Annotated in this window: 14 protein-coding genes; 3 read left to right on the top strand and 11 right to left on the bottom strand. The window is 45.9% G+C overall.

Annotated features, from left to right (window positions below):
- Positions 1 to 214 precede the first annotated feature (214 nt).
- Positions 215 to 1,585, top strand: coding sequence for a M20/M25/M40 family metallo-hydrolase (locus CFE23_RS14070; RefSeq protein ID WP_291089195.1), 1,371 nt, complete (start codon positions 215 to 217; stop codon positions 1,583 to 1,585).
- Positions 1,586 to 1,650: 65 nt separating this feature from the next.
- Here CFE23_RS14070 and CFE23_RS14065 read toward each other — a convergent pair whose 3' ends face one another.
- The 5 genes from CFE23_RS14065 to CFE23_RS14045 form a co-directional block, all read right to left on the bottom strand.
- The gene (locus tag CFE23_RS14065; RefSeq protein ID WP_291089193.1) at positions 1,651 to 5,361 is read right to left on the bottom strand and encodes a choice-of-anchor J domain-containing protein; all 3,711 of its coding nucleotides are present in this window, start codon (positions 5,359 to 5,361) and stop codon (positions 1,651 to 1,653) included.
- A gap of 284 nt (positions 5,362 to 5,645) precedes the next feature.
- Positions 5,646 to 6,500: a hypothetical protein gene (locus CFE23_RS14060; RefSeq protein ID WP_291089191.1), complete on the bottom strand. Its 855-nt coding sequence runs from the start codon at positions 6,498 to 6,500 to the stop codon at positions 5,646 to 5,648.
- A 24-nt stretch (positions 6,501 to 6,524) separates the two neighbouring features.
- Positions 6,525 to 7,343 (bottom strand): 3-deoxy-8-phosphooctulonate synthase, encoded by an 819-nt coding sequence (gene kdsA, locus CFE23_RS14055; RefSeq protein WP_291089189.1) that lies wholly within the window; start codon positions 7,341 to 7,343, stop codon positions 6,525 to 6,527.
- Positions 7,344 to 7,476: 133 nt separating this feature from the next.
- Positions 7,477 to 7,938, bottom strand: a complete 462-nt coding sequence (locus tag CFE23_RS14050; RefSeq protein WP_291089187.1) for a 2-dehydro-3-deoxyphosphooctonate aldolase — start codon at positions 7,936 to 7,938, stop codon at positions 7,477 to 7,479.
- Positions 7,935 to 8,429: a DUF4199 domain-containing protein gene (locus tag CFE23_RS14045; protein ID WP_291089185.1), complete on the bottom strand. Its 495-nt coding sequence runs from the start codon at positions 8,427 to 8,429 to the stop codon at positions 7,935 to 7,937. Before CFE23_RS14045 ends, CFE23_RS14050 begins: the two co-directional genes overlap by 4 nt.
- 137 nt (positions 8,430 to 8,566) lie before the next feature.
- Between CFE23_RS14045 and CFE23_RS14040 the strand changes: the two genes are divergently transcribed.
- Both CFE23_RS14040 and CFE23_RS14035 read left to right on the top strand, forming a co-directional pair.
- Positions 8,567 to 9,124 (top strand): YeeE/YedE thiosulfate transporter family protein, encoded by a 558-nt coding sequence (locus CFE23_RS14040; RefSeq protein ID WP_291089183.1) that lies wholly within the window; start codon positions 8,567 to 8,569, stop codon positions 9,122 to 9,124.
- A gap of 4 nt (positions 9,125 to 9,128) precedes the next feature.
- On the top strand, positions 9,129 to 9,542 hold the full coding sequence (locus CFE23_RS14035) for a DUF6691 family protein (protein WP_291089181.1): 414 nt from the start codon (positions 9,129 to 9,131) through the stop codon (positions 9,540 to 9,542).
- A 212-nt stretch (positions 9,543 to 9,754) separates the two neighbouring features.
- Here CFE23_RS14035 and CFE23_RS14030 read toward each other — a convergent pair whose 3' ends face one another.
- From CFE23_RS14030 to CFE23_RS14005, 6 genes are all read right to left on the bottom strand, one after another.
- A complete protein-coding gene (locus CFE23_RS14030; protein ID WP_291089179.1) occupies positions 9,755 to 10,510 on the bottom strand; it encodes a glycoside hydrolase family 16 protein in 756 nt (251 codons plus the stop codon).
- Positions 10,511 to 10,515: 5 nt separating this feature from the next.
- The gene (gene bglX / locus CFE23_RS14025) at positions 10,516 to 12,816 is read right to left on the bottom strand and encodes a beta-glucosidase BglX (RefSeq protein WP_291089177.1); all 2,301 of its coding nucleotides are present in this window, start codon (positions 12,814 to 12,816) and stop codon (positions 10,516 to 10,518) included.
- Positions 12,817 to 12,892: 76 nt separating this feature from the next.
- Entirely contained in the window at positions 12,893 to 14,533 is a 1,641-nt protein-coding gene (locus CFE23_RS14020; protein WP_291089175.1) for a family 16 glycosylhydrolase, read from the bottom strand.
- Between the two features lie 8 nt (positions 14,534 to 14,541).
- Positions 14,542 to 16,098, bottom strand: a complete 1,557-nt coding sequence (locus tag CFE23_RS14015; RefSeq protein ID WP_291089172.1) for a PKD domain-containing protein — start codon at positions 16,096 to 16,098, stop codon at positions 14,542 to 14,544.
- A gap of 14 nt (positions 16,099 to 16,112) precedes the next feature.
- Positions 16,113 to 17,576 carry a RagB/SusD family nutrient uptake outer membrane protein gene (locus CFE23_RS14010; protein ID WP_291089169.1) on the bottom strand — a complete coding sequence of 488 codons (1,464 nt, stop codon included), beginning with the start codon at positions 17,574 to 17,576 and terminating at the stop codon, positions 16,113 to 16,115.
- Between the two features lie 10 nt (positions 17,577 to 17,586).
- A complete protein-coding gene (locus tag CFE23_RS14005; RefSeq protein ID WP_291089166.1) occupies positions 17,587 to 20,631 on the bottom strand; it encodes a TonB-dependent receptor in 3,045 nt (1,014 codons plus the stop codon).
- Positions 20,632 to 20,851 lie beyond the last annotated feature (220 nt).

Raw genomic sequence — 20,851 nt, 5'->3', positions numbered from 1 at the left:
GGTGGTGAAAGATTTCTTGCCGGCGGTGAGAGATTGGTTGCCGGTGGGGAAAGATTGGTTGCCGGTGGGGAAAGGTGCCTGAGACTGTCCAAAAATGGCTGTAGTGGAGCAGGGTTGGATGCCTAAATTGCGGTTTTGATGCGATGCACCAGCGCTTTTTTTGCTGGCACTTCAATAAATTAAAAAGTAACTTTACGGAATCAAAACTAATTATATGAGAAAATTTGCTTATTTCCTGGTGTTGGGGTCGTGTGCCATGACCGCCCAGGAACAAGACGCCCAACAGCTCAAAAATATTTATAATGAAGCGTTGACGCAATCGAAGTGTTATGCCTGGCTGGATCACCTATGCAATAAAATCGGGGGGAGGCTCTCCGGATCAGCGAATGCGCAGAAGGCCGTGGATTATACTAAGGCGCAGCTGGAGACGCTTGGACTGGATCGGGTATACCTGCAGGAAGTCATGGTGCCGCACTGGGTGCGTGGTGAAAAGGAGGCGGCCTATTTCGAAGTAAACGGAAAGAAAACCAGCGTTCCGGTTTGTGCGCTGGGTGGCTCAATAGCAACGGGAAAGAATGGGCTTGCGGCGGAAGTCATCGAAGTGCACGGGCTAAACGAACTGGAATCATTGGGTACTGAAAAACTAAAGGGCAAAATTGTGTTTTACAACCGCCCGATGGACCCGGCGTTAATAGATCCCATGAATGCCTATCGCGGCGCGGCGGACCAACGTGGTGCCGGGGCCAGGGAAGCGGCAAAGTATGGTGCGGTGGGTGTGATTGTGCGTTCGATGAACCTGCGGCTAGATGATTTTCCGCATACGGGCAATATGGGGTATGGGAAGCTGGCGGAGTCGGAGTTTATTCCGGCTGCGGCGATAAGCACAAATGGGGCTGAGTTGCTGAGCCAATCGCTGAAGGCCAACCCGAAGCTGAAATTTTGGTTTAAGCAATCCTGTAAAAAATATGACGATGTGTTGTCGTATAATGTCATTGGCGAGATCAAAGGCAGCGAACAACCTGAAACAATCATTGTTGTGGGCGGGCACCTGGATTCGTGGGACCTTGCTGATGGGGCGCAGGATGATGGCGCGGGTGTGGTGCAGAGCATGGAAGTCCTGCATTTGCTGAAAGCGCTGCACTACAAGCCGAAGCATACGATTCGGGCGGTATTGTTTATGAATGAGGAGAATGGTGTCCGGGGTGGCGACAAATATGCAGCACTGGCCCAGCAAAATAATGAAACCCATGTCTTTGCACTCGAGAGTGATTCGGGGGGCTTTACGCCACGCGGTTTTACGTTTGAGGCCGATGATGCGGCGTTGGAGCGGATCAGTCGCTGGAAGCCTTTGTTTGCGCCTTATTTTATCCATTTGTTTGAAAAGGGACACAGCGGTACGGATGTGGAGCCGATTCAGTCCCCGAATGTAATCAAGGCGGGATTGAAGCCTGACACACAACGTTATTTTGACTACCATCATGCCGCGACGGATACTTTTGACGCGGTGGACAAAAGGGAGCTGGAACTGGGTGCCGCTGCCATTACTTCCCTGATTTACCTGATTGACCAGTACGGTACCAATTAGTGCAAAAAAAAACCTCCGGTGATGAAGCCGGAGGTTTGATAAAAAAAAAATCTAAAATCTAAAACTTATTGTTTGACCACCTTGATGGATTTTGTCATGCCATCGGCTGTAACTTTTACAATGTAGTTGCCAGCTGATAATGCAGACATGTCTATTTTGGCGTTGTTGGCATTAACATCGTTTTCAAGTACCCTTTGCCCAAGAAGGTTGTACACTGTCACTGACGAGATGTTTTTGGTATTGGTCAGGTTCAGGTAGTCTTTCACTGGGTTAGGGTAGTAGTTGAAGCGATCGTTGGTAACACCACCTGTAGAAAGCGCGGTATCTACCATAATATCATCTACATAGATGTAATATTGATTTGCCGCAGAATGCGCATTAAAACCGAAGTAATACACGCCATTAGTTGGTACTGTAAATGATACGAGCTCATTAATTGCCGCACCGGAATTGATTCCTGTGTAGTCTGCGATATCGATAAACATCTCATCTGCAGACTGTGCTGTTCCAGCCATTACTTTAAGATCTTCGCTGTAGTTATCATCAGCATTATCACCGTACCGGTATGATATCTGGTAGTCAACATTAGCCTGTAGCGTGATTCCTCCGGTGAAGAACCAAGTGTCGGCCGGGCTGGCGAAATCGTAGTTGTATGTAAGGGTTTTAGAGTTAAATCCAGCGTTGTTTGCTCCGAATGTGTCTTCCGTTACAATCCATTCATTTCCGTCACCCAGATTCACCACGCTTCCACATAAAGGCAAGCCTGGAGCTGTAGCGCTTTCAAAATCTTCGATGTATGGTAAACCTACAGGAAGACAAAGCGTATTGAATGAAACAGGTCCGATCCATGCACCTGGGTCTGTACCGCCCGAACAAACCGAGCGTACCCAAAGATTATATTTAGTTGCAGGAGTCAAACCAGATAAACTGGCAGAAACAGTAGTGGCAGACACGATTGTTGCTGTTGTAGGATCAGTTGATGGCGCTGGTGCATAAGCAACCTGCCATTGTGTTTCGCTGCCATTCGATGTCCATACGACTTCAGCAGTGGTTGTTGTTACACCCTCCACTGCGATCTCCGTTACATCCGGACAAGTTGGTGAAATTTCCCAGGTCACATTGTCTATGAATAAAGAGGTGTACTGTGCTGAATTGTTCATACGAATCGCTACATAGGTATCTGAACCAGTATACGATGTAAAGTCGATCTTATACTCCGTAACGGTATCCGTTGTTGCGATTTCCTCAATCATACTAAACACTGCAGCGTTTGTATTTGAATCTAAAGTTCCGATCTGCAGGCTGCCCTGGCCGCTTGCGAAGAATTTCAAACGATAGGTTCCCAATGATAAAGTAGACACATTTGGAGATACAAGGATGATATCATCCGCACCGGCGGTGTCCGAACTGGAGTTGTACAATTGAACCGAGTTTGGCGCAGATTGTACTGTTTGAAAGTTTATTACGTCAACGCTGGCATACTGTGATACTGTCGGGCCCCTAAGGATGGCTGACCAACAATCTGGTAACGTATCTGTAGCAGTCGTGTCGAAGTTTTCAGTAAAATTAGCTGTTGGAAGACAAGCTGTTTTAAAAGGAACAGGCCCAATCCATGCGCCGTTGTCATTTCCGGCACATACTGAACGTACCCACACTCTATAGTTTGTGTTGTCAGTCAATCCTGCGATTTCGGCCGATTCCGAAGAAGCGGTGGTGAAAGTAAGCGTCGATGGGTCAGTTACGGTCGCCGCGCCCACGGCTATATTCCAGGAGTTTTCTGACCCGCTTCCGGTCCAGGTAACAGAAGCACCGTCTGTAGTCGTTGCCACAACAGCCACATCCGTCACGTCAGAACAGGTTGGGGATACTTCCCAAAGAATGTTATCCAGTACTACGGTCGTGTAAGTACTGCTATTGTTCATACGGATTGCCACATAGGTGTCAGCGCCACTGTATGATGTAAAATCAACGGTGTACTGTGTCAGCTGGTCTGTAGTAGCTACTTCTTCAATTAGGCTGAATACAGCGTCGTTGGTATTGGTGTCAAGCGTACCCAACTGCAGGCTTCCGGCATTTTTCGCATAAAATTTAAGGCGGTGTGTTCCGGTTCCTACTGTAGACAGGTTTGGCGATACCAGGATGATGTCGTCACTGCCGGCAGTGTCAGAAGATGAGTTGTATAGTTCTACTGAATTTGGAGCCGACTGTGTTGCATTAAAGGTAGAAGTACTGATGCGGGCAAAATCCGAAACCGTTGGTCCTCTTAGGATTGTTGACCAGCAGTCAGGAAGATTAGGTGTGGTCACACTGTCAAAGTCTTCAAAGAAATTCGCCACAGGCAGACAGGCGGTCTTAAATCTAAAGGGCCCGATCCATGCGCCTGGATCTGTACCACCGGCACACATTGAGCGTACCCATACATTGTATACAGTATTGTCTGTCAATCCGTTCACGACTGCACTTTCTGAAGTGGCCGGAGTTGGCGTAAGGCTGTTCGGGTTTGTTTCGTTAGCACCACCTACGGCAACCTGCCAGGCCGTTTCTGTTCCACTGCCGACCCAGTTTACTGTAGCCGAATCGGTACCCACAACAGGTACGGTAACTTCCGTTACGTCAGGACAGGTTGGGCTTACTTCCCAAAGGATGTCATCGATATATAAGTTTGAGTAAGTATTTGTGGTGTTCATACGAATACCGATATAGGTATCAGCACCTGTATAAGAGGTGAAATCCACGGTGTATTGCGTTGGGGTATCGGTTACCGCAATCTCTTCCAATACGTTAAAAGTTGCTGTAGATGAAAAGCCGTCAAGCGTTCCAATCTGCAGGTCGCTGAAACCACTGGCCCAGAATTTTACCCTGTGGGTACCGGCACCGAGGTTTGACAAACTTGGAGACACCAGGATAACATCATAGTCACCTGTTGAATCGGAATTATACATATTTACAGAGTTAGGGCTTGAATGCACCACCTCAAAAGTTTCGGTTTGTATTGCAGCATATTGCGATAAACCAGCGCCCCGCAACAATGCGGTCCAGCAGGTTGGTAAATCCGGCGTGGTAGCAGTATCAAAATTCTCATAGAAACTTCCTATCGGATCACAGGCGGCATTGAATGGCAGTGCAAGTGTCCATGGACTGAAATCAGAACCACAGTTTGCCCTTACATAAAATTCATAGCCTTCTGATTGTGTTAATCCGTTCGCTGTAAAAGTGGGTGATGCTACTGCAGTTCCTGATGTTGCTGCTGTTGGGGCAGGAGCACCTTCAGGAAGTAAAAGCACTTCCCAGGCCGTTTCAGAACCACCGGCTTCCCAGGTGAAATCAGCAGAGGTTGTAGTGATGTTGGAAACGGATGCATTCAGTGGAAATGGGCAGGCCAGGACCAGTTGTAATGTTGTCAAATGGCAGCTGTCTGTTCCTGCGCAACTGGAATCATCGGAATAGTTGACTTTGATTTCGTCAGCGGTGATTGCCGATACGGTTAAAGGAGATGGTCCTTCAGCAATGAGGTTGTCTGACATGTCAGTTACGGTAACGTACTTTTCCGTTACGTCGTTTAAAACGGTACACGTAAAAATGTAATCACTTCCAATCTGGATGTTGGAGATCACCGAGTATTCCAACGTGTAATTACACGTAGCAATTTCCTGTACCGTGCCCAGATTATTCGATACCACAATACTGTTGGGATACTGGTCTGGTTGCAAACACTGCGAATGGCTGTTTACTGCAAAACCCAGCAGAAACAGCAATAGCAAAGTAATTTTTCTCATAAGTAATTTGTTTGGGTTGTTAATAATATGCTAAGATAATATGAATTATTAGTACAAGATAGTAGAAATTCTTTGTGATATGTATAAATCACAAAAAAATATTCAAAGTTAATTTTTGTAACAATTTCAGTTTCTAACTTCAGTTTAACGGTTGTGGTTTTTTGAAATGAATATTGTATTGGCTTTTTCGACACCTTAAGTCGTAAATTGATTGTCGTTCTCAAACATAAAAAAACCAGCCAAAGGCTGGTTGTATTTTTTTTTCTTGCGATGGTACCAATATACTAGACCCTGAAAATTCCGCCTACTGAAATAATCCTTTGTAAGAACAGGAAGTGCTGTGAGGCATGGTCGCTGGCGCTTTGTGTGGTACGGATGTCGGGCATGTTGATGTAACCCCCTTTGATTTCTCCCTGCAGGTAAAAGTGTTTGAAGAAGGTAATATTGAGGCCCGCCTTCAGCGAGGCGCCGTAACCGGACACATGAAATGCATCGTGGCGTTCTTTACCGAGCAAAGTGGTATTGGTTTTTGGAAACAGGATGCCTGCGCCTACGCCTTCAGTGACATTGACCTGGATCTTATCAGTGTTGCCAATCTTAAACAGTTTTGAGATGTCATCCGTTCTGGAAAACTCTGTGTTGACATAATTCAAGCCGTCCGTATGCTCGTATTGGAGGAAATCCTTGGTCATCGGAATCGCGGCATCGTTATAGTTTCCATTAAAAATGGCACCTTCCTCGGACGCGTCCAAATTGATAAAACCATTCACAGTAGCGATTTGGTCTTGTGTCATCACATATTTCATGTGATCCCATCCCACCGAGATGCTGTAATGGTCATTGATAAAGTATCCCATCCGGAAGTTTGTCTGCGGAATCGTCATCCTGGCCGGATTTACGTAGTCAATCTGGTAGCCTTTTGGTTTGTCGTGCGCTTCCATATCATACACGGTAAAGTCGTAATTGTCGCCCCAGAACCGCACGTCAGAACGGCTGTAGCTTTCTCGGTTTCCACCCCACGACACGAAAAATTTTCCTTTGTTGTGCGCGGTGTATCGTTCAGGAGCGTCGGTTGTCTCCTGTGCATGCGTATGCAGCGAAAGGAGTAGTACCAACGCTGCCAATGAATTTTTAAACATTTTTTAGAGTATAGATTAGGGAAATTAAAACGAATTGACGGTTTTTCTGATCGCAACAAGTTTGTTCATTAACGGTTCGAAGTAGTCCAGGTGTAGCATGTTAGCGCCATCGCTCTTTGCATTTGCAGGGTCGAAGTGCGTTTCGATAAAGATGCCGTCCACACCTACGGCAATCCCGGCTTTTGCTACAGTTTCAATCATATCCGGGCGTCCTCCGGTTACCCCGGCGGTCTGGTTTGGCTGTTGTAGTGAGTGCGTGACATCAAGCACCGTAGTAGCGTATTGCTGCATGGTCGGGATGCCGCGGTAATCTACAATCATATCCTGGTATCCAAACATCGTGCCGCGATCGGTTACCATGACGTTTTCATTATGGCAGTCGAGTACCTTCTGTACGGCATGCTTCATGCTTTCAGGGCTCATGAACTGGCCTTTTTTCAGGTTCACTGTTTTGCCTGTGTTTGCTGCGGCGACGACAAGGTCAGTCTGGCGCACCAAAAAGGCAGGAATCTGCAACACATCCACATATTCCGCGGCCATTGCTGCATCTTCATTGGTATGGATGTCCGTGACTGTAGGCACGTCAAAAGTTTCGGAAACCTTACGCAGGATTTTCAGTGCTTTCTCATCCCCGATACCAGAGAAACTGTCTATCCTGGAACGATTTGCTTTTTTAAATGAGCCTTTAAATACATACGGAATCTGCAGTTTGTCTGAAATCCCAACCAGTTTTTCAGCGATGCGCATGGCCATTTCTTCGCCTTCAATGGCGCAGGGACCGGCAAGCAGAAAAAAAATGCCACTGTCTGTATGTTTAATCTTAGGTATATTCGTTAAATTCATCGTGTTGCTTTTTGAGGTGCAAAGATAATGATGAATTATGAATTTTTGATGAATAAAGTTTGGAAGCTCAGAAGTTCGTAAGATCGTTAGCGCGTGCGGTCTTCCGACCTTACGACCGGTAAACTGATGAACCTTATTGTTTCTTCAAGGTAAGCCCGACAGGCACTTTGACGTAGCCTTTGTCGTACATGTTGATGTAAATCTTCAATGGCTTGTGCGGACCTTCCCAGTCAATCTCGTAGACGTCGAGCATTCCGACACCGCCGAGTTCATTGCGCTTGGTCGGGTAGGGGCAGCAGCTTTCCAGTTTTCGAAACCGCAGGGTTTCCCCGTTGGGGCCTGCTAAAGCATTCAGGAAACGCATTTGATTGATGCTGTCATTCTTGATGTCCTTGTAGAAAATATTCACCGGATAGTCTTTGTTGTAGCCGTATTTCGGGTCGGTGCTGTACTCCGTGATCTGGAACGTATTGTTTTTGAGGAGCACCAGATCAGGCGCGTTATTGTCAATATTGCGGATGGTACTTTTTGTACTGACGCAGCTGATCATGGCGGTAATAGCCGCGATACTGATAATTTTGAGGGAGAATTTCATGGCTTTGATTTTAGTGCTTTAGTCTTAAGAACGGCAGATGCGGCCGCTGCGTATATCATCCCTACGGAAAGCGCCAGGAAAATGCTGTGCGTAATGTAATCAGGGAAGCTGAAATACTCCCGGATGGCTTGTGCATTTGCATTTTTTGAGGCCAGCGAATGTTTGATCATATTCGGGAAAAACTCCGGCGCGATGGCTTTCTGGATGATGATTTGTGCGACAGGCATCAGGATGGCGATAAAAACGGTCATGTAAATGCCGGATACAGTGCCTTGTTTCCACTCGAGCTGGTTGCTGAAATAATGTTCTTTTTTGTCCTTTAGCGCCATCAGGTAGATGAGGAAGGCGAAGATGTAAAATCCAAATGAAAACAGGAAATAGCTGCCTACATTCTCATCATAAGCGCCACAATATTTTTCGAGGAATACCCATGCCAGAAATACAAATATGTACCGGATGGCCCACTTGATCTCGATTGCAAATTTTTTCATTGGTTTTAAAATTTCGATTCAAAAGTAAGCAGAATAGGTTTTAATTTCAAGTTAAGGACTGCTATTTACGATGTGGAAGCATAATTCATAATTCTTAATTGGTAATTCTTCCCTATTTTTGACAAAATTTATATTTTATGGAATGGTTAACTGACACCTGGCCCTGGTATATTTCGGGTTTCCTGATCGGGATGGTGATGATCGCGCTGATTTTCTTCGGGAAGACATTTGGAATGTCTTCAAACCTGCGGTCGTTGTGTACGATTGCCGGCGCGGGCAAGTTTGTTGATTTCTTTAATTTCGACTGGAAGTCACAGCGCTGGAACCTTGTGGTGGTTTTGGGCGCTATGGTTGGTGGATTTGTGGCGGTGCATTATATGAGCAACCCGACGAATGTCGATTTGAATCCCAAAACGATTGCCGAGCTTCAGGTTTTAGGTTTTGACGCGCCAAATGGCAGGCTGGCACCGTCCAATATGTTTGGAAACGAAGCGTTCCAATCGCCTAAAATGCTGGCCATCCTGCTTGTCGGTGGTTTGCTGATCGGGTTTGGATCAAGATATGCCGGAGGCTGCACGTCAGGGCATGCGATCCAGGGACTCAGCAACCTTCAGGTTCCTTCACTGAAAGCGGTGATCGGTTTTTTTGTAGGGGGATTGATTATGACGTGGCTTCTTTATCCTTTAATTTTCTAAGCAGATGAAAGCATTAAAATATTTAGTCGTTGGGTTTATCTTCGGGATGGTCCTGACAAAATCAGAAGCGGTATCGTGGTACAGGATTTATGAAATGTTCCGTTTTGAATCGTTCCATATGTATGGGATTATTGGGGTGGCGGTAGCGACCGGCCTTGTAGGTATTCAATGGATTAAGCGAAGCAAAGCCAAAGACATTACAGGCAACCCGATTGTGATCCAGGATAAGGAAAAAGGCTCGTTCCGGTATTGGGTTGGCGGATTGTTTTTCGGTTTGGGCTGGGCATTGGTTGGCTCGTGCCCTGGCCCGATTTTTATTTTGATCGGTGCGGGATTTCTCCCGGTATTGATTGTGCTCGTTGGGGCGTTATTGGGTACGTTTCTTTATGGCGTCCTAAAAGACAAATTGCCGCACTAAGTAACGGTATCTGCCATAAGCGGCGATTGCGTGAGGGATCGCAGCAAGGTGCCGTGCACCGCGGAGAGCCCGACGGCGGCTAAAGGCAGGTAATCGATACGAACGGAAGTAAAAGCCGCCGGCACGCCCAAAATAAAAAGGCGCAGTTTCCACTACGCCTTTCAGGACTAAAACTAATTTATTCGGTACTTGCAGCTTGCGGGCTGTTACTACTACTGGTAGACTTTTACGTAATCGATGATGAATTGCTGCGGGAAAATGCTGTCGTCCACGGCTGGTCCGCCGAAATTCCCGCCGATGGCGCAGTTGATGATGATGTAGAATGGCTGCATAAATGGCCAGTTGCCTTCGTTCTTGTTCTCCGGCTGGTAGGTGTACACGAGTTGGTCATCCACAAAAAAAGTGATCTTGTCCGCATCCCATTCGGTGGCATAAACGTGGAAACCATCTTCCACATCGTCAATTTTTGTTTTCTTGGAACTGGCATGTTCGCCGTGTGTCGCCTCAGTGTGCAAGGTGGTGTACACCATATCAGGTTCGCGTCCGACGTATTCCAGAATGTCGATTTCGCCACATTTTGGCCATCCGACGGTTTTGATGTTTTTTCCCAACATCCAGAATGCCGGCCAGATGCCCTGCCCAACGGGAATTTTAGCGCGTGCTTCGATGCGGCCGTACTTAAATTCCTGTTTGCCTGCTGTTGTGATGCGGGTAGACGAGTATTTTTCACCTTCTTTTTTTGCAGTGATGACAAGCTTCCCTTCTATGAGCTTGTGGTTTTCCTTTGTATACAACTGGCGTTCATTGTTTCCCCAGCCGCAGTTCGGGCAGCCGTCACCCAATTCGAAATTCCAGTTTTCTTCGTTGAGGGTATTTCCGTTGAAATTTTCTTCCCAGACCAGTTTTCGTTTGGTTTGTTGTGCGAGGCCCAGGTTAAAGGCGAGCAGCAGGATCAGTACTTTTTTCATAAGGACTAGTTTACGTATTTGAAGTTGGCGCTTAGTGTGGCGTCGGAATTTCCACCGATGAAGACCGTAAAATCGCCAGGTTCTGTTTCCCAACGGTTGTTAGCGGTGTAGAATTCGAGCAGTTTTTTGTCGATGTCGAATGAAACGGTTTTGGTTTCACCTGCTTTTAAAGCAGTCATTTCGAAGCCTTTTAATTCCCGTACCGGTCTGGTCGCACTGCCGAAAAGGTCGTGAATGTACATTTGTACGACTTCCTTTCCATCGATTTTTGAGGTGTTTTTTACGTCAACTGAAACCGTTATCCTGTCGTTGTCGGACAATGAAGTCGTGCTTAAACGAAGGTTTGTATACTCAAATTTGGAATAGCTCAGGCCATAGCCAAATGGATACAGCGGTGTATTCTTTTCGTCGCCATAATGAGACCAGAATACGCTTTCGCCGCCGCCATTGGGACGTCCGGTACTTTTATGGTTGTAATAGATTGGAAGCTGTCCGACATTCCGTGGGAATGACATGGGTAGTTTTCCGCTTGGGTTGTAGTCTCCGTATAAAACCTGTGCGATGGCATTGCCGCTTTGCGTACCCAGCTGCCATGCTTCGACGATTGCCGGAATGTTTTGGTCTGCCCAATTCAGGATTAACGGGCGCCCGCTGTTTACCACCAGCACGACGTTTTTATTGGCTTTGTACACGGCTTCCAACAGTTCCTGTTGCAGGCCCGGAAGGTCAAGGTTTACGCGGCTGCGGCCTTCACCGGTCTGGAATCCGATTTCGCCGAGGACCATTACGACCACATCTGCATTTTCTGCTGCGGTAATCGCTTTTTGGAATTCGCTTCTGTCGGTCATATTGATTTTCGTCTCAGAACCAAAAACGGGGGTGCCGATGGCTACCTCGACGCCTTTTTCAAAGGTCAATTGGTTTCCGGGATATTTCTGCATGCCTTCTAGCACGGATACGGCCGATCCGTCTTTTGCTGCACCGCGCCAGCTGCCCAGTGGGCTGCTTTTATCGTTTGCCAGTGCACCGATGAGTGCGATTTTCTGGCCTGATTTTTTTAATGGTAAAAGATCATTTTGGTTTTTAAGCAACACGATCGATTTTTTTGCCATATCCAGTACGCCATCCTGGAATTCCTTTTTGCCGACGGTGGCTTTTTCGCGGGCCTCATCGCAGTATTTGTATGGGTCGTCGAATAGTCCCAGTTCAAATTTTGTACGCAGGATCCTTCGGGCTGAATCGTCGATGTAGCTTTCCTGTACTTTGCCTTCGCGTACCAGTGCGGCAAGGTGCTCCACATATACGGAAGATTCCATGTCCATATCAGAACCACCATTGGCGGCGATTTCAGCGGCTTGTTTGCCATCTTTTGCCTGTCCGTGCGCGATCATTTCAGCCATAGAACCCCAGTCTGAAACGACAAAACCTTTGAAACCCCAGTTGCCCTTGAGGATATCGCGTTGCAGGAACGCGCTGCCGGTGGAGGGAACGCCATTGATCTCATTAAATGAATTCATAAAGGTGTACACGCCGGCGTCCACGGTTGCTTTAAACGGTGGCAATACGACGTTATACAGTGTTGATGTTCCGATATCAACCGTATTGTAATCGCGACCAGCTTCGGCAAATCCGTAGGCTGCGAAGTGTTTTGTACAGGCCAGGATGGTTTTGGCATCCCGGAAATTTTCCCCTTGAAAACCTTTGACGCGGGCGTAAGCGATCTTGCTTCCCAGAAAGGTATCTTCGCCGGCGCCTTCCATGACACGTCCCCAACGGGCATCGCGCGTGATATCAACCATAGGGGCGAAAGTCCAGTTTAATCCGACGGCCGCTGCTTCTTCGGCTGCTATCGCCGCTGATTTCTGAATGGCTTCCAAATCCCAGCTTGCTGATTCGCCAAGCGGTATGGGGCTTAACGTTTGGTATCCATGGATAACGTCATAGCCGAAAATAATGGGAATGTGCAGTCGGGATTGTTCAACGGCGATTTTTTGCAACGCCCGTACATCTTTCGTGCCCAACACGTTCAACATAGAGCCGACCCATCCTTTTTTCAGGTGTTCGTATTTAATGGCTGCGGCACCGTCTTTAGGTGCGGGACCTGTTACTTCCCAAAATCCGTTGTATTGATTCATCTGGCCGATCTTTTCTTCCAGGGTCATCAGGTTCAGCACAGAATCTGTTCGGCGTTCAATATCGTTGTTTTTTGCCGAAGGTTGGTTGTAAGTTACAGTTTTATGGGTGCTGCAACTCCATATTAAGGTTATGGCTACGGCTTGTGAGAGAACGAAAACCCTTCTTTTCATCTTGTAAGTTTATATTGGTAAAAGCAAAAAGCCGGCATTGCTACCGGCTTGCTGCACAGTGTTTAATTGTAATGTCTTATTGATATACTCTTACATAATCCACCTCCATAGTAGATTGTGTAAAAGCCGGATCGATTGTTCCACCGAAATTTCCGCCCATCGCCACATTCATGATCAGGAAGAAATCTGCGTTAAATGGCGAGCCTGCAACATTTGCATACGAATGGTACAAATTGCCATCAACGTAAAACTTGATCGAAGTGGATGACCAGACTGCAGAATAGATGTGGAAATCTGTAGTTGCATTGGTTATCGTCGTGTTGTTGCCATTTGCAGTACCTCCGGAAGCGCCAGGATAATGCAACGTTCCATATATGACATTAGGATTGTTTCCTTTATGTTCCATTACGTCGATTTCGCCGCACGCTGGCCAGGTATTTGTCGCATAATTTTGTCCAAGCGCCCAAAGCGCAGGCCATGTTCCGCCGCCGGTTGGTAATTTGGCACGGAATTCAATTTTCCCGTATGTGAACTCAAACTTATTTTCAGAGACGAGTCGGGCAGAAGTGAATTCGGAACCAGACAGATTTTGTCTTTTTGCTGTTATTTTGAGCATACCGTCTGCCACGATTGCATTGTCTGTACTGTTAGTATAGTACTGCACTTCATTGTTGCCCCATCCGCCGGCACCGATGTTGTAAGACCATTTCGTTGGGTCTGGTGCGCCGGCGACATCAAAATTATCTTCAAAAACAAGGTTATCAAACGTATCGTCGCTTGGTTGTGTCGGCGGTTGTGTACTGAAAGTATGGTACCATGCCAAAGCTTCGTTTCCGCCCATTACTGCGCGTACCACCATACGGTTTTCGGTTATGGACATGATCTCATAAGTACTTTGCTGAATGTAATAGCCCATGAATCCTCCGTCGGAAAAGGTCATTGCTGTGCCCCTTTTTAAGTTTGCAGGAACGATAGATTCAGACGGCGACAAGGTTACTGTTTTAACGCCGCTCGCATCATAGTTCAGGCATAAGTCGGAGCTGCCCGAACCACCACCGACGCTTAAGAATGCCGTGTTAAAAAATGTTCTTCCACCGTTATCCAATTGGTATTTCAGCGTTGTGCCATCGAGCGAAAAGGTGAGTTCGTTATCATACAGACAGCTGCTGTCAGGTGATCCGGCTTTTTCAAAAGGTTGGGCCTGATAGTAGAACCCGAAATAGTTTTGTGCTGCATTGTCACTGTTAGGTCCTACACCAAGGTGTCCCAGTTCAGATGCTGCCCAATACCACTTTTTAGAACTTCCGCCTGTTAAAAATTGCACGGCTTCATCGTCCTTGAAATTACTTTGGACCGTGATTTCAAATGAAGTACTGGTGGAAACCCCTCCGGTACCATTGGCCAAAACAGTTACTGTGTAGGTGTGAAGTCCGGGCTGCGTAAATCTTTTTGAAAGTTCTCCGCTTCCGGAAATAGCATTGGTATCATCGCTAAAAATGTACTTGTAGCTTATGGCGTCAGTGGCTGTTGCGGTAAAGTTCACAAATCCGCTTCCATCTCCATTAGGATTATCTGCATCCTGTCCGACAATTTCAGTTGCTACCTGAAGGTTTCCGGGCGCGTTGACATTGCCAAAATTGTGTTCGTCATCCTGACATCCTGCGAAGGCAAAAATGAAAGCGAGGGCGTACGCTGTTTTTTGAATTAATTTTTTCATTTTCATAGTTAATTTGAAAGTTTGATATCGTCAAAATAGTAGCTCGCTCCTGTTCCGGCAGTTCCGAAAGCGAAGAATACTACAACACGCTGATAGTTGTTGGCATTGTTAACACCTGTAAAATCGTAGGTCAGTTCTTCCCATGCATTTGATGTCGTTGTGGTGGCGTCGACTTCAGTATTGATGTTTGCGTTGGCATAGTTCTCCAGTTTCAGCTTCACGACGATGCCAGACTGTGGCGACCATACTTTGATCTTAATTTTTTGCTGGCTTGAGAAATCAATGGGTTGCTGCAGGTTGATGAATGAGCCCGCCCATACTTCTGATCCGCTGTTTTTTACCAGTTTTGCTACTTTTGGCGTAGTGTTAATGCCGCCTGATGCCGGATTGTCCACCACTGTTGTATTGGCACCACCAAATCCGGTAAAAGCATAAGTCAGTGCGCTGTTGTCGAATGTCAATGGCAACCCGATTTGAGGGAGTCCGGTTGTTTGTTTGACATCGTCAAAATAAAAGGTTGAACCGGTTCCGTTGTTTCCAAAATCGTAGAAAAGAACTACACGTTGGAAATTATTGCCATTATTGGCCGCGGAGAAGTTATATGTCAACGTCTCCCATTGGTTTGCTACTGTGGTAACAGCATCAACTTCGGCACTTAAAGTATTATTCGATATATTTTCGAGTTTCAGTTTCACTATTTTTCCGGGAGCTGGCGAATAAGCCTTGATGGTGATGATAGCACCATCTGCAGTAAGATTAATGACCTGGTCGAGTGGGAAGGATGTTCCGGCCCACACTTCAGCACCTGGATTTTTGGTGATACGGCCTACTTTATTGCTTGTATTGATACCCGACTGTGATGGGTTATTGGCCACAGCACCTACGGCACCACCAAAATCCCCGAACGAAATTGTATTTGAAGATTCAAAAGTGACAGGAAGTAAAAGCGGATCAATAACAGTAACTGTTGTGGTCGATTCGGTAGTAGCTGCGCCACCGCTTAGTGCTACCACTTTTACCGTGTAAGTCCCTACAGTCGCATAGGTGTGCGAAACTGTTTCTCCTTCGTTGAAGGAAACAGGGGTTTCGTTAGGATCTTCTCCAAAATAGATTTGGAAGAACGTTTCAAAATCTGCTTTGGCTGTAAAATTCTTTTTGTAAGGATTTCCGGTTTCAGGCGTTGCGGTGATTTCAAGATTTTCCGGAGCGAAGAAAGTCACGGTCAATGGTTTGGTGAATTCGGTGGATTCTCCGTTGATGCCATAAGCCACAATTCGGACTTCGTAAGTGCCCTCGGCATAATTGTGTTCCATACCTCCCTGGTCGGGAGTCATGTGCGCTGGTTCTGCGGTGCCGTCCCCGAAATAGACATCATACAATGTAGCGCCTTTACTGTTTGGGTAAATCGTCACTTTTCCAGTGTTATCCTGCGTAATGGTGAATAACGCGGACATTTCGCTTGGCGCCTCAGCGCTGTCAACATTGTCGATCACATCATTGTCGGAAGAACATCCGATGGACAATGCGGCGACAAATAATCCGATAAAATATTTAAAATTTTTCATATTATTTTTTTGTATTAATATCCTGGGTTTTGTTGCCAGTTTCCGTTAGAAAATTGTATTTCTTCAATAGGCACCGGAAACAGCTCATTTTTGTTTGGCGTGAAGCCTTCAATTTCTGCTGCGGCTTTGCCGGTCCTTACGAGGTCGAAGAAACGGTGTCCTTCGCCCATGAGTTCTGTTCTTCTTTCTGCAAGAATCTGGTCTGTTAACGCCGGTCCGGATGATGTGAGGTCGTGGTTCAAATCCCCGAATGCGCGTCTCCTGACCAAATTTACGTAATTTCTAGCCCTACCATCGTCGATACCGCCACGGTTAAGTGCCTCAGCAGCCATCAGCAGTACATCGGCATAGCGAATGGCGCGGTAGTTGTTCGGATTGGTTAAGTTTTGGTCACCGATATTTGCATCGCCTTTTCTTGGAAGGTATTTGCGGTTAAAATATCCGGTATGTTTATATCCTGTGCCATATGAAGCGCCGTTTGCCGCTGCCCACGCCACGATGTCCAAGATGGCGACGTTTTTGCGGTTGTCTCCGATTTCGAAAGCGTTTACGGCTTCCTGTCTGGGTACGTTGAAACTAAACCCTGAGTCAAACAGTGGGCCAGTGTAGTTGCGGATGCCACTAAAACCAACAGCGACGTTTCCTTCACTACATTGTAAACAGCCAAATCCGGCACCCTCAAGGTCTGTGTATTGTACTTCAAAAACGGATTCAGCGCCGTTCTCTCCGGCATTTTCAAAGATGGCGTTGTAATCTGCCACTAAAGAGTAGGTGTTGGTACCAATCAACGCCTCGAGTACATTGGCGGCGTCAGTAAATTTATCCTGGTATAGGTATGCCTTACCCAATAACGCTTGTGCTGCACCTTTGGTTACCCTTCCTTGTTGTGCTGGTACGGGGTTCAGGTTGTCTATTGCAAAAAGCAAATCTGATTCGATGGAGGCATATACTTCTGATACGGAAGCGCGTGGGAGCGAAGTCACATCGGAGGTAGAGAACCTTGCGTTTTTCAACGGAATCGGGCCAAACCATTTTACGAGTTCAAAATTGTAGTAGGCGCGCAGGAAATAGGTTTCACCGAGCACCTGGTTTTTATTTGCAAAATCAGTTTTGTCTTTAAATTCGATGATGTAGTTGCAGCGGTTTACTCCGGCAAACATCCAATCCCATAGGTTCTTAAGATTTGCGTTTACGGGTGTGTGCGTCATGTCATCAATCTGCTGAAACCCGATAACGTCTGTTGCACTTTCCCCGCCGGAGGCCGTGTTGTCGGAGGCAATTTCACCAAGCATGGCATTCAGGTAAGTAGATTGTAACAAATCATATGCACCGATTAGTGCCTGGTTGTAATCTGCTTCCGAGTTAAAATAGTTTTCGGAATCGATTGAATAAGGTGGCTCGCGTTTCGTGAAATCGTCACTACATGAAAGTGTCAGTGCTGTCAAAACGATTAATAATGTAATGCTATATTTTTTCATTTCTGTTGTATTAAAAATTGATATTTACGCCTAACATATAAGTACGGACTGCAGGATAGGACCCGTTATCAATACCTCCGCCGATAGGTGCAGAACCTACTGCGCCGGGATCGTATCCTTTATATTTTGTGAAAGTATACAGGTTGTTAGCAGCAACATACAACTTCAATTTGTCAATGCCGATTTTGCTTGTAAAATCACGAGAGAGCGTATATCCCAACTGCATATTTTGGATTCTTAAGTAAGAACCATCTTCGACAAAATAATCAGAAAATACATTATTGCCTGTGGCAGCGGTTGTAACGCGGGGTACCGTATTACTCGTTCCTTCACCTGTCCATCTGTCGAGAACATAATCAAGCCTATTTACATCACTTAGTGTACGTTCATAGTTTCTTACGATATCATTGCCTAATGAAGCGTAAGTATAAACCGAGAAATCAAACCCTTTGTATACCATGCTCAGGTTGAAACCCATGATCAGATCCGGAATTGGATCACCAAGGTTGGTCTTGTCTAAAGCAGTAATGACACCATCGCCATTTAGATCTTTAAACCTAATATCCCCAGGTTGTGCCTCTGCACCTAATGCAATCTGTGAAGGATGGGCATTTACTTCATCCGCATTCTGGAAAATTCCGTCGGTCTGGTATCCGTAAAAGTACCCGATAGCATACCCTTCCTGCATTCTGGAAATTGGCGGTTGGCCTACGCCGAAATTACCGCCTTGTAGAATATTATCTTCTCCTTTTACATCAGTCACCCGGTTGCGAATAGTCGTAAAGTTGTAATTGAGATCAATTTTGAACTTATCTGACAGGCTTTGTGCGTATCCGATTGAAAATTCAAGTCCTGAGTTGTTAATAGTACCGGCATTTACGGTTGGTGAGCCACTGCCTGGAGCGCTGCCTCCTGCTATTCCCGATACGGGAAGACCGTCAATCAGCAAGTCTTTTCTGCTCTCGTCGTAATAATCGGCGACGACAGTAAAACGATTTTTCCAGAAGTTAAAATCAAGTCCGATGTCTAGTTTTTTGGCTTTCTCCCAAAGTACTTCAGGATTTGCCAAAGTCCCAATAGCTGTACCATTAGCTAGTGCACCGTCAAACACATAAGTGGCCTCTCCATTTAAAAGTGAGGCATACCTGTTGTTTCCGATTCTATCGTTTCCAAGGCTACCATAGCTGCCGCGAAGCTTCATAAAACTCACAAAACGCTCTTCGCCGTAGAATCCTTCTTTTGAAATAACCCACCCAGCCGTCATCGAAGGGAAATAAGCTACGGTGTTAGCTGGACCAAATTTAGTCGACGCATCGCGCCTACCCATAAACGAGGCGAGATATTTTCCTTTGTAATCATATTGCAACCTACCGAAATACGACAATTGCCTTTCATCAAACTTATAAGAACCGACATCGCGCCCGTTGTAACCATTAGCAAGGGAAATATCGGCAAACTCCCAAGAATTATTGGGCACATCGTAGGCCGATGCAGAAAGTCCGCTGCCCCATTCTTTCGTAATTGTCATCCCTCCCGTTAAAGTAAAGTTATGGTTCTCTGCGATTGTTCTCTTGTAATTACCAAAGAGGTCAAAGGTATAGTCATCGTTGCGTGAGGTACTCTGATCTACACGACTACGGTTCACATCAAACACCTTTCCTCCATAGCTCACCATTTTTGAGAAATTCTTTCCATACCCGTGGCCAGTGTTGAAACCTATTCGAGTTGTCATAGTGAGTCCTGTAATTGGCTCATAGTCTATTCCGAACGTTCCGTTGATCTTTTTATATCCACCATCATTGTAAGTATTGGCTAATTGTGCTAGTGGATTGATGATTTCTATCCCTAATCCTGGCGTGTTCGGTACTAGCGTGTAGTTGCTATCTGCATCATAAGGTGTCAATGTAGCAGGTATATTCACAGCATTAAATAATACCGATCCAAGTCCATTGTCATTAAAGCCTCTGGAATTGAAATAGGTGTAAGTAATATTGGTATTTACCTTCAACTTATCGCTAATGTCCATGGCCAGCGATAATCTCGCAGAATTTCGTTTAAATCTCGATTTATCCCAATCAGCGATAATGCCTTCTTGTGTCAAATCGGATGCGCTGACGCTATAGGTAATCTTTTCAGACCCGCCACTGACACTAAATTCATGGTTGATAATAGGTGCTCCTTTTTTAAACAGTTCTCCCTGCCAATCGGTGCCCTTGCCTAATCCTGAAGCATTTGGAAAAGGTAGTGCTTGTCCGCCGTTAGCATAGCTCTCATTCAGCAACAGCGCATATTCGGTGGCATTCAGCAATGGCAGTTGGCGAGTCGTTTCCTGGAAGCCAGTGTAACCCGCGTATCGAACCTGTGCTTTGGTATTTTTCTTTCCTTTTTTGGTAGTTATCAGAATGACGCCATTAGCACCACCTACACCATAGATGGCGGCCTGCGAATCCTTAAGAATCGACAGGGACTCAATATCACTTGGATTAAGATCGCTCATATTCCCGGCATAACCGTCAATAATTACTAAAGGGCGTGTGTTCCCATTGGAACCGACACCGCGGATTTTAACGTCGAAAGATGAGTTAGGTGCTCCAGTCCCTCCGCTCACAATTACCCCTGCAACACCCTGCAGTACCTGATCGACCTTTATCGGTTTGAGCCTTTCAATCGTCTTTGCATTTACGACACCCACTGCACCGGTAACTTCTCGCTTGAGTTGGGTTCCGTAACCAATAACTACTACTTCGTCAAGCATTTTACTGTCTTCCTTCAAAAGCACTGACACATTGTTGGCACTTTCAGTCACTTTGTATTGATAATTTGTAAAACCGATCGAAGAAAATACTACTACACTTCCGGCAGGAATCCCTGTGAGGTTGAAATTACCATCCATATCGGTTTGTACGGACTTCAGTGAGTTTTTGACACCCACGTTGACACCGGGCATGGGTAGGCCGGTTTTTTCTTCTTTTACCGTCCCTCCGATATCGTAACCTTGGGCATAGCCAAATACCGAAAACAACAGCAAATAAAATAGTGCATAAGTTGACTTCATGTTTTATATTTTTTTGTTTGGAATAAAATTATGGGTGAAATGTGTTAATCTGCCAAAAAATGCCACAACAAAAAACATACAATGTAAAAAAAGGCCTTCATCGTTACCATTTCGTCATGCGAACCCAATGTTAACAGAAAATTAAGAACAAAGCTAAAATTTCGCGGAGCAGAAATTTCCTTGCTTTTAGTGTTATTACAAGGTTATTGTTGTGGTAATG

The sequence above is a fragment of the Flavobacterium sp. BFFFF1 genome (assembly GCF_002256285.1).
GTDB lineage: Bacteria > Bacteroidota > Bacteroidia > Flavobacteriales > Flavobacteriaceae > Flavobacterium.
The sequence above is the reverse complement of the archived record's forward strand: the minus strand, read 5'-3'. Positions and strand labels throughout refer to the sequence as shown.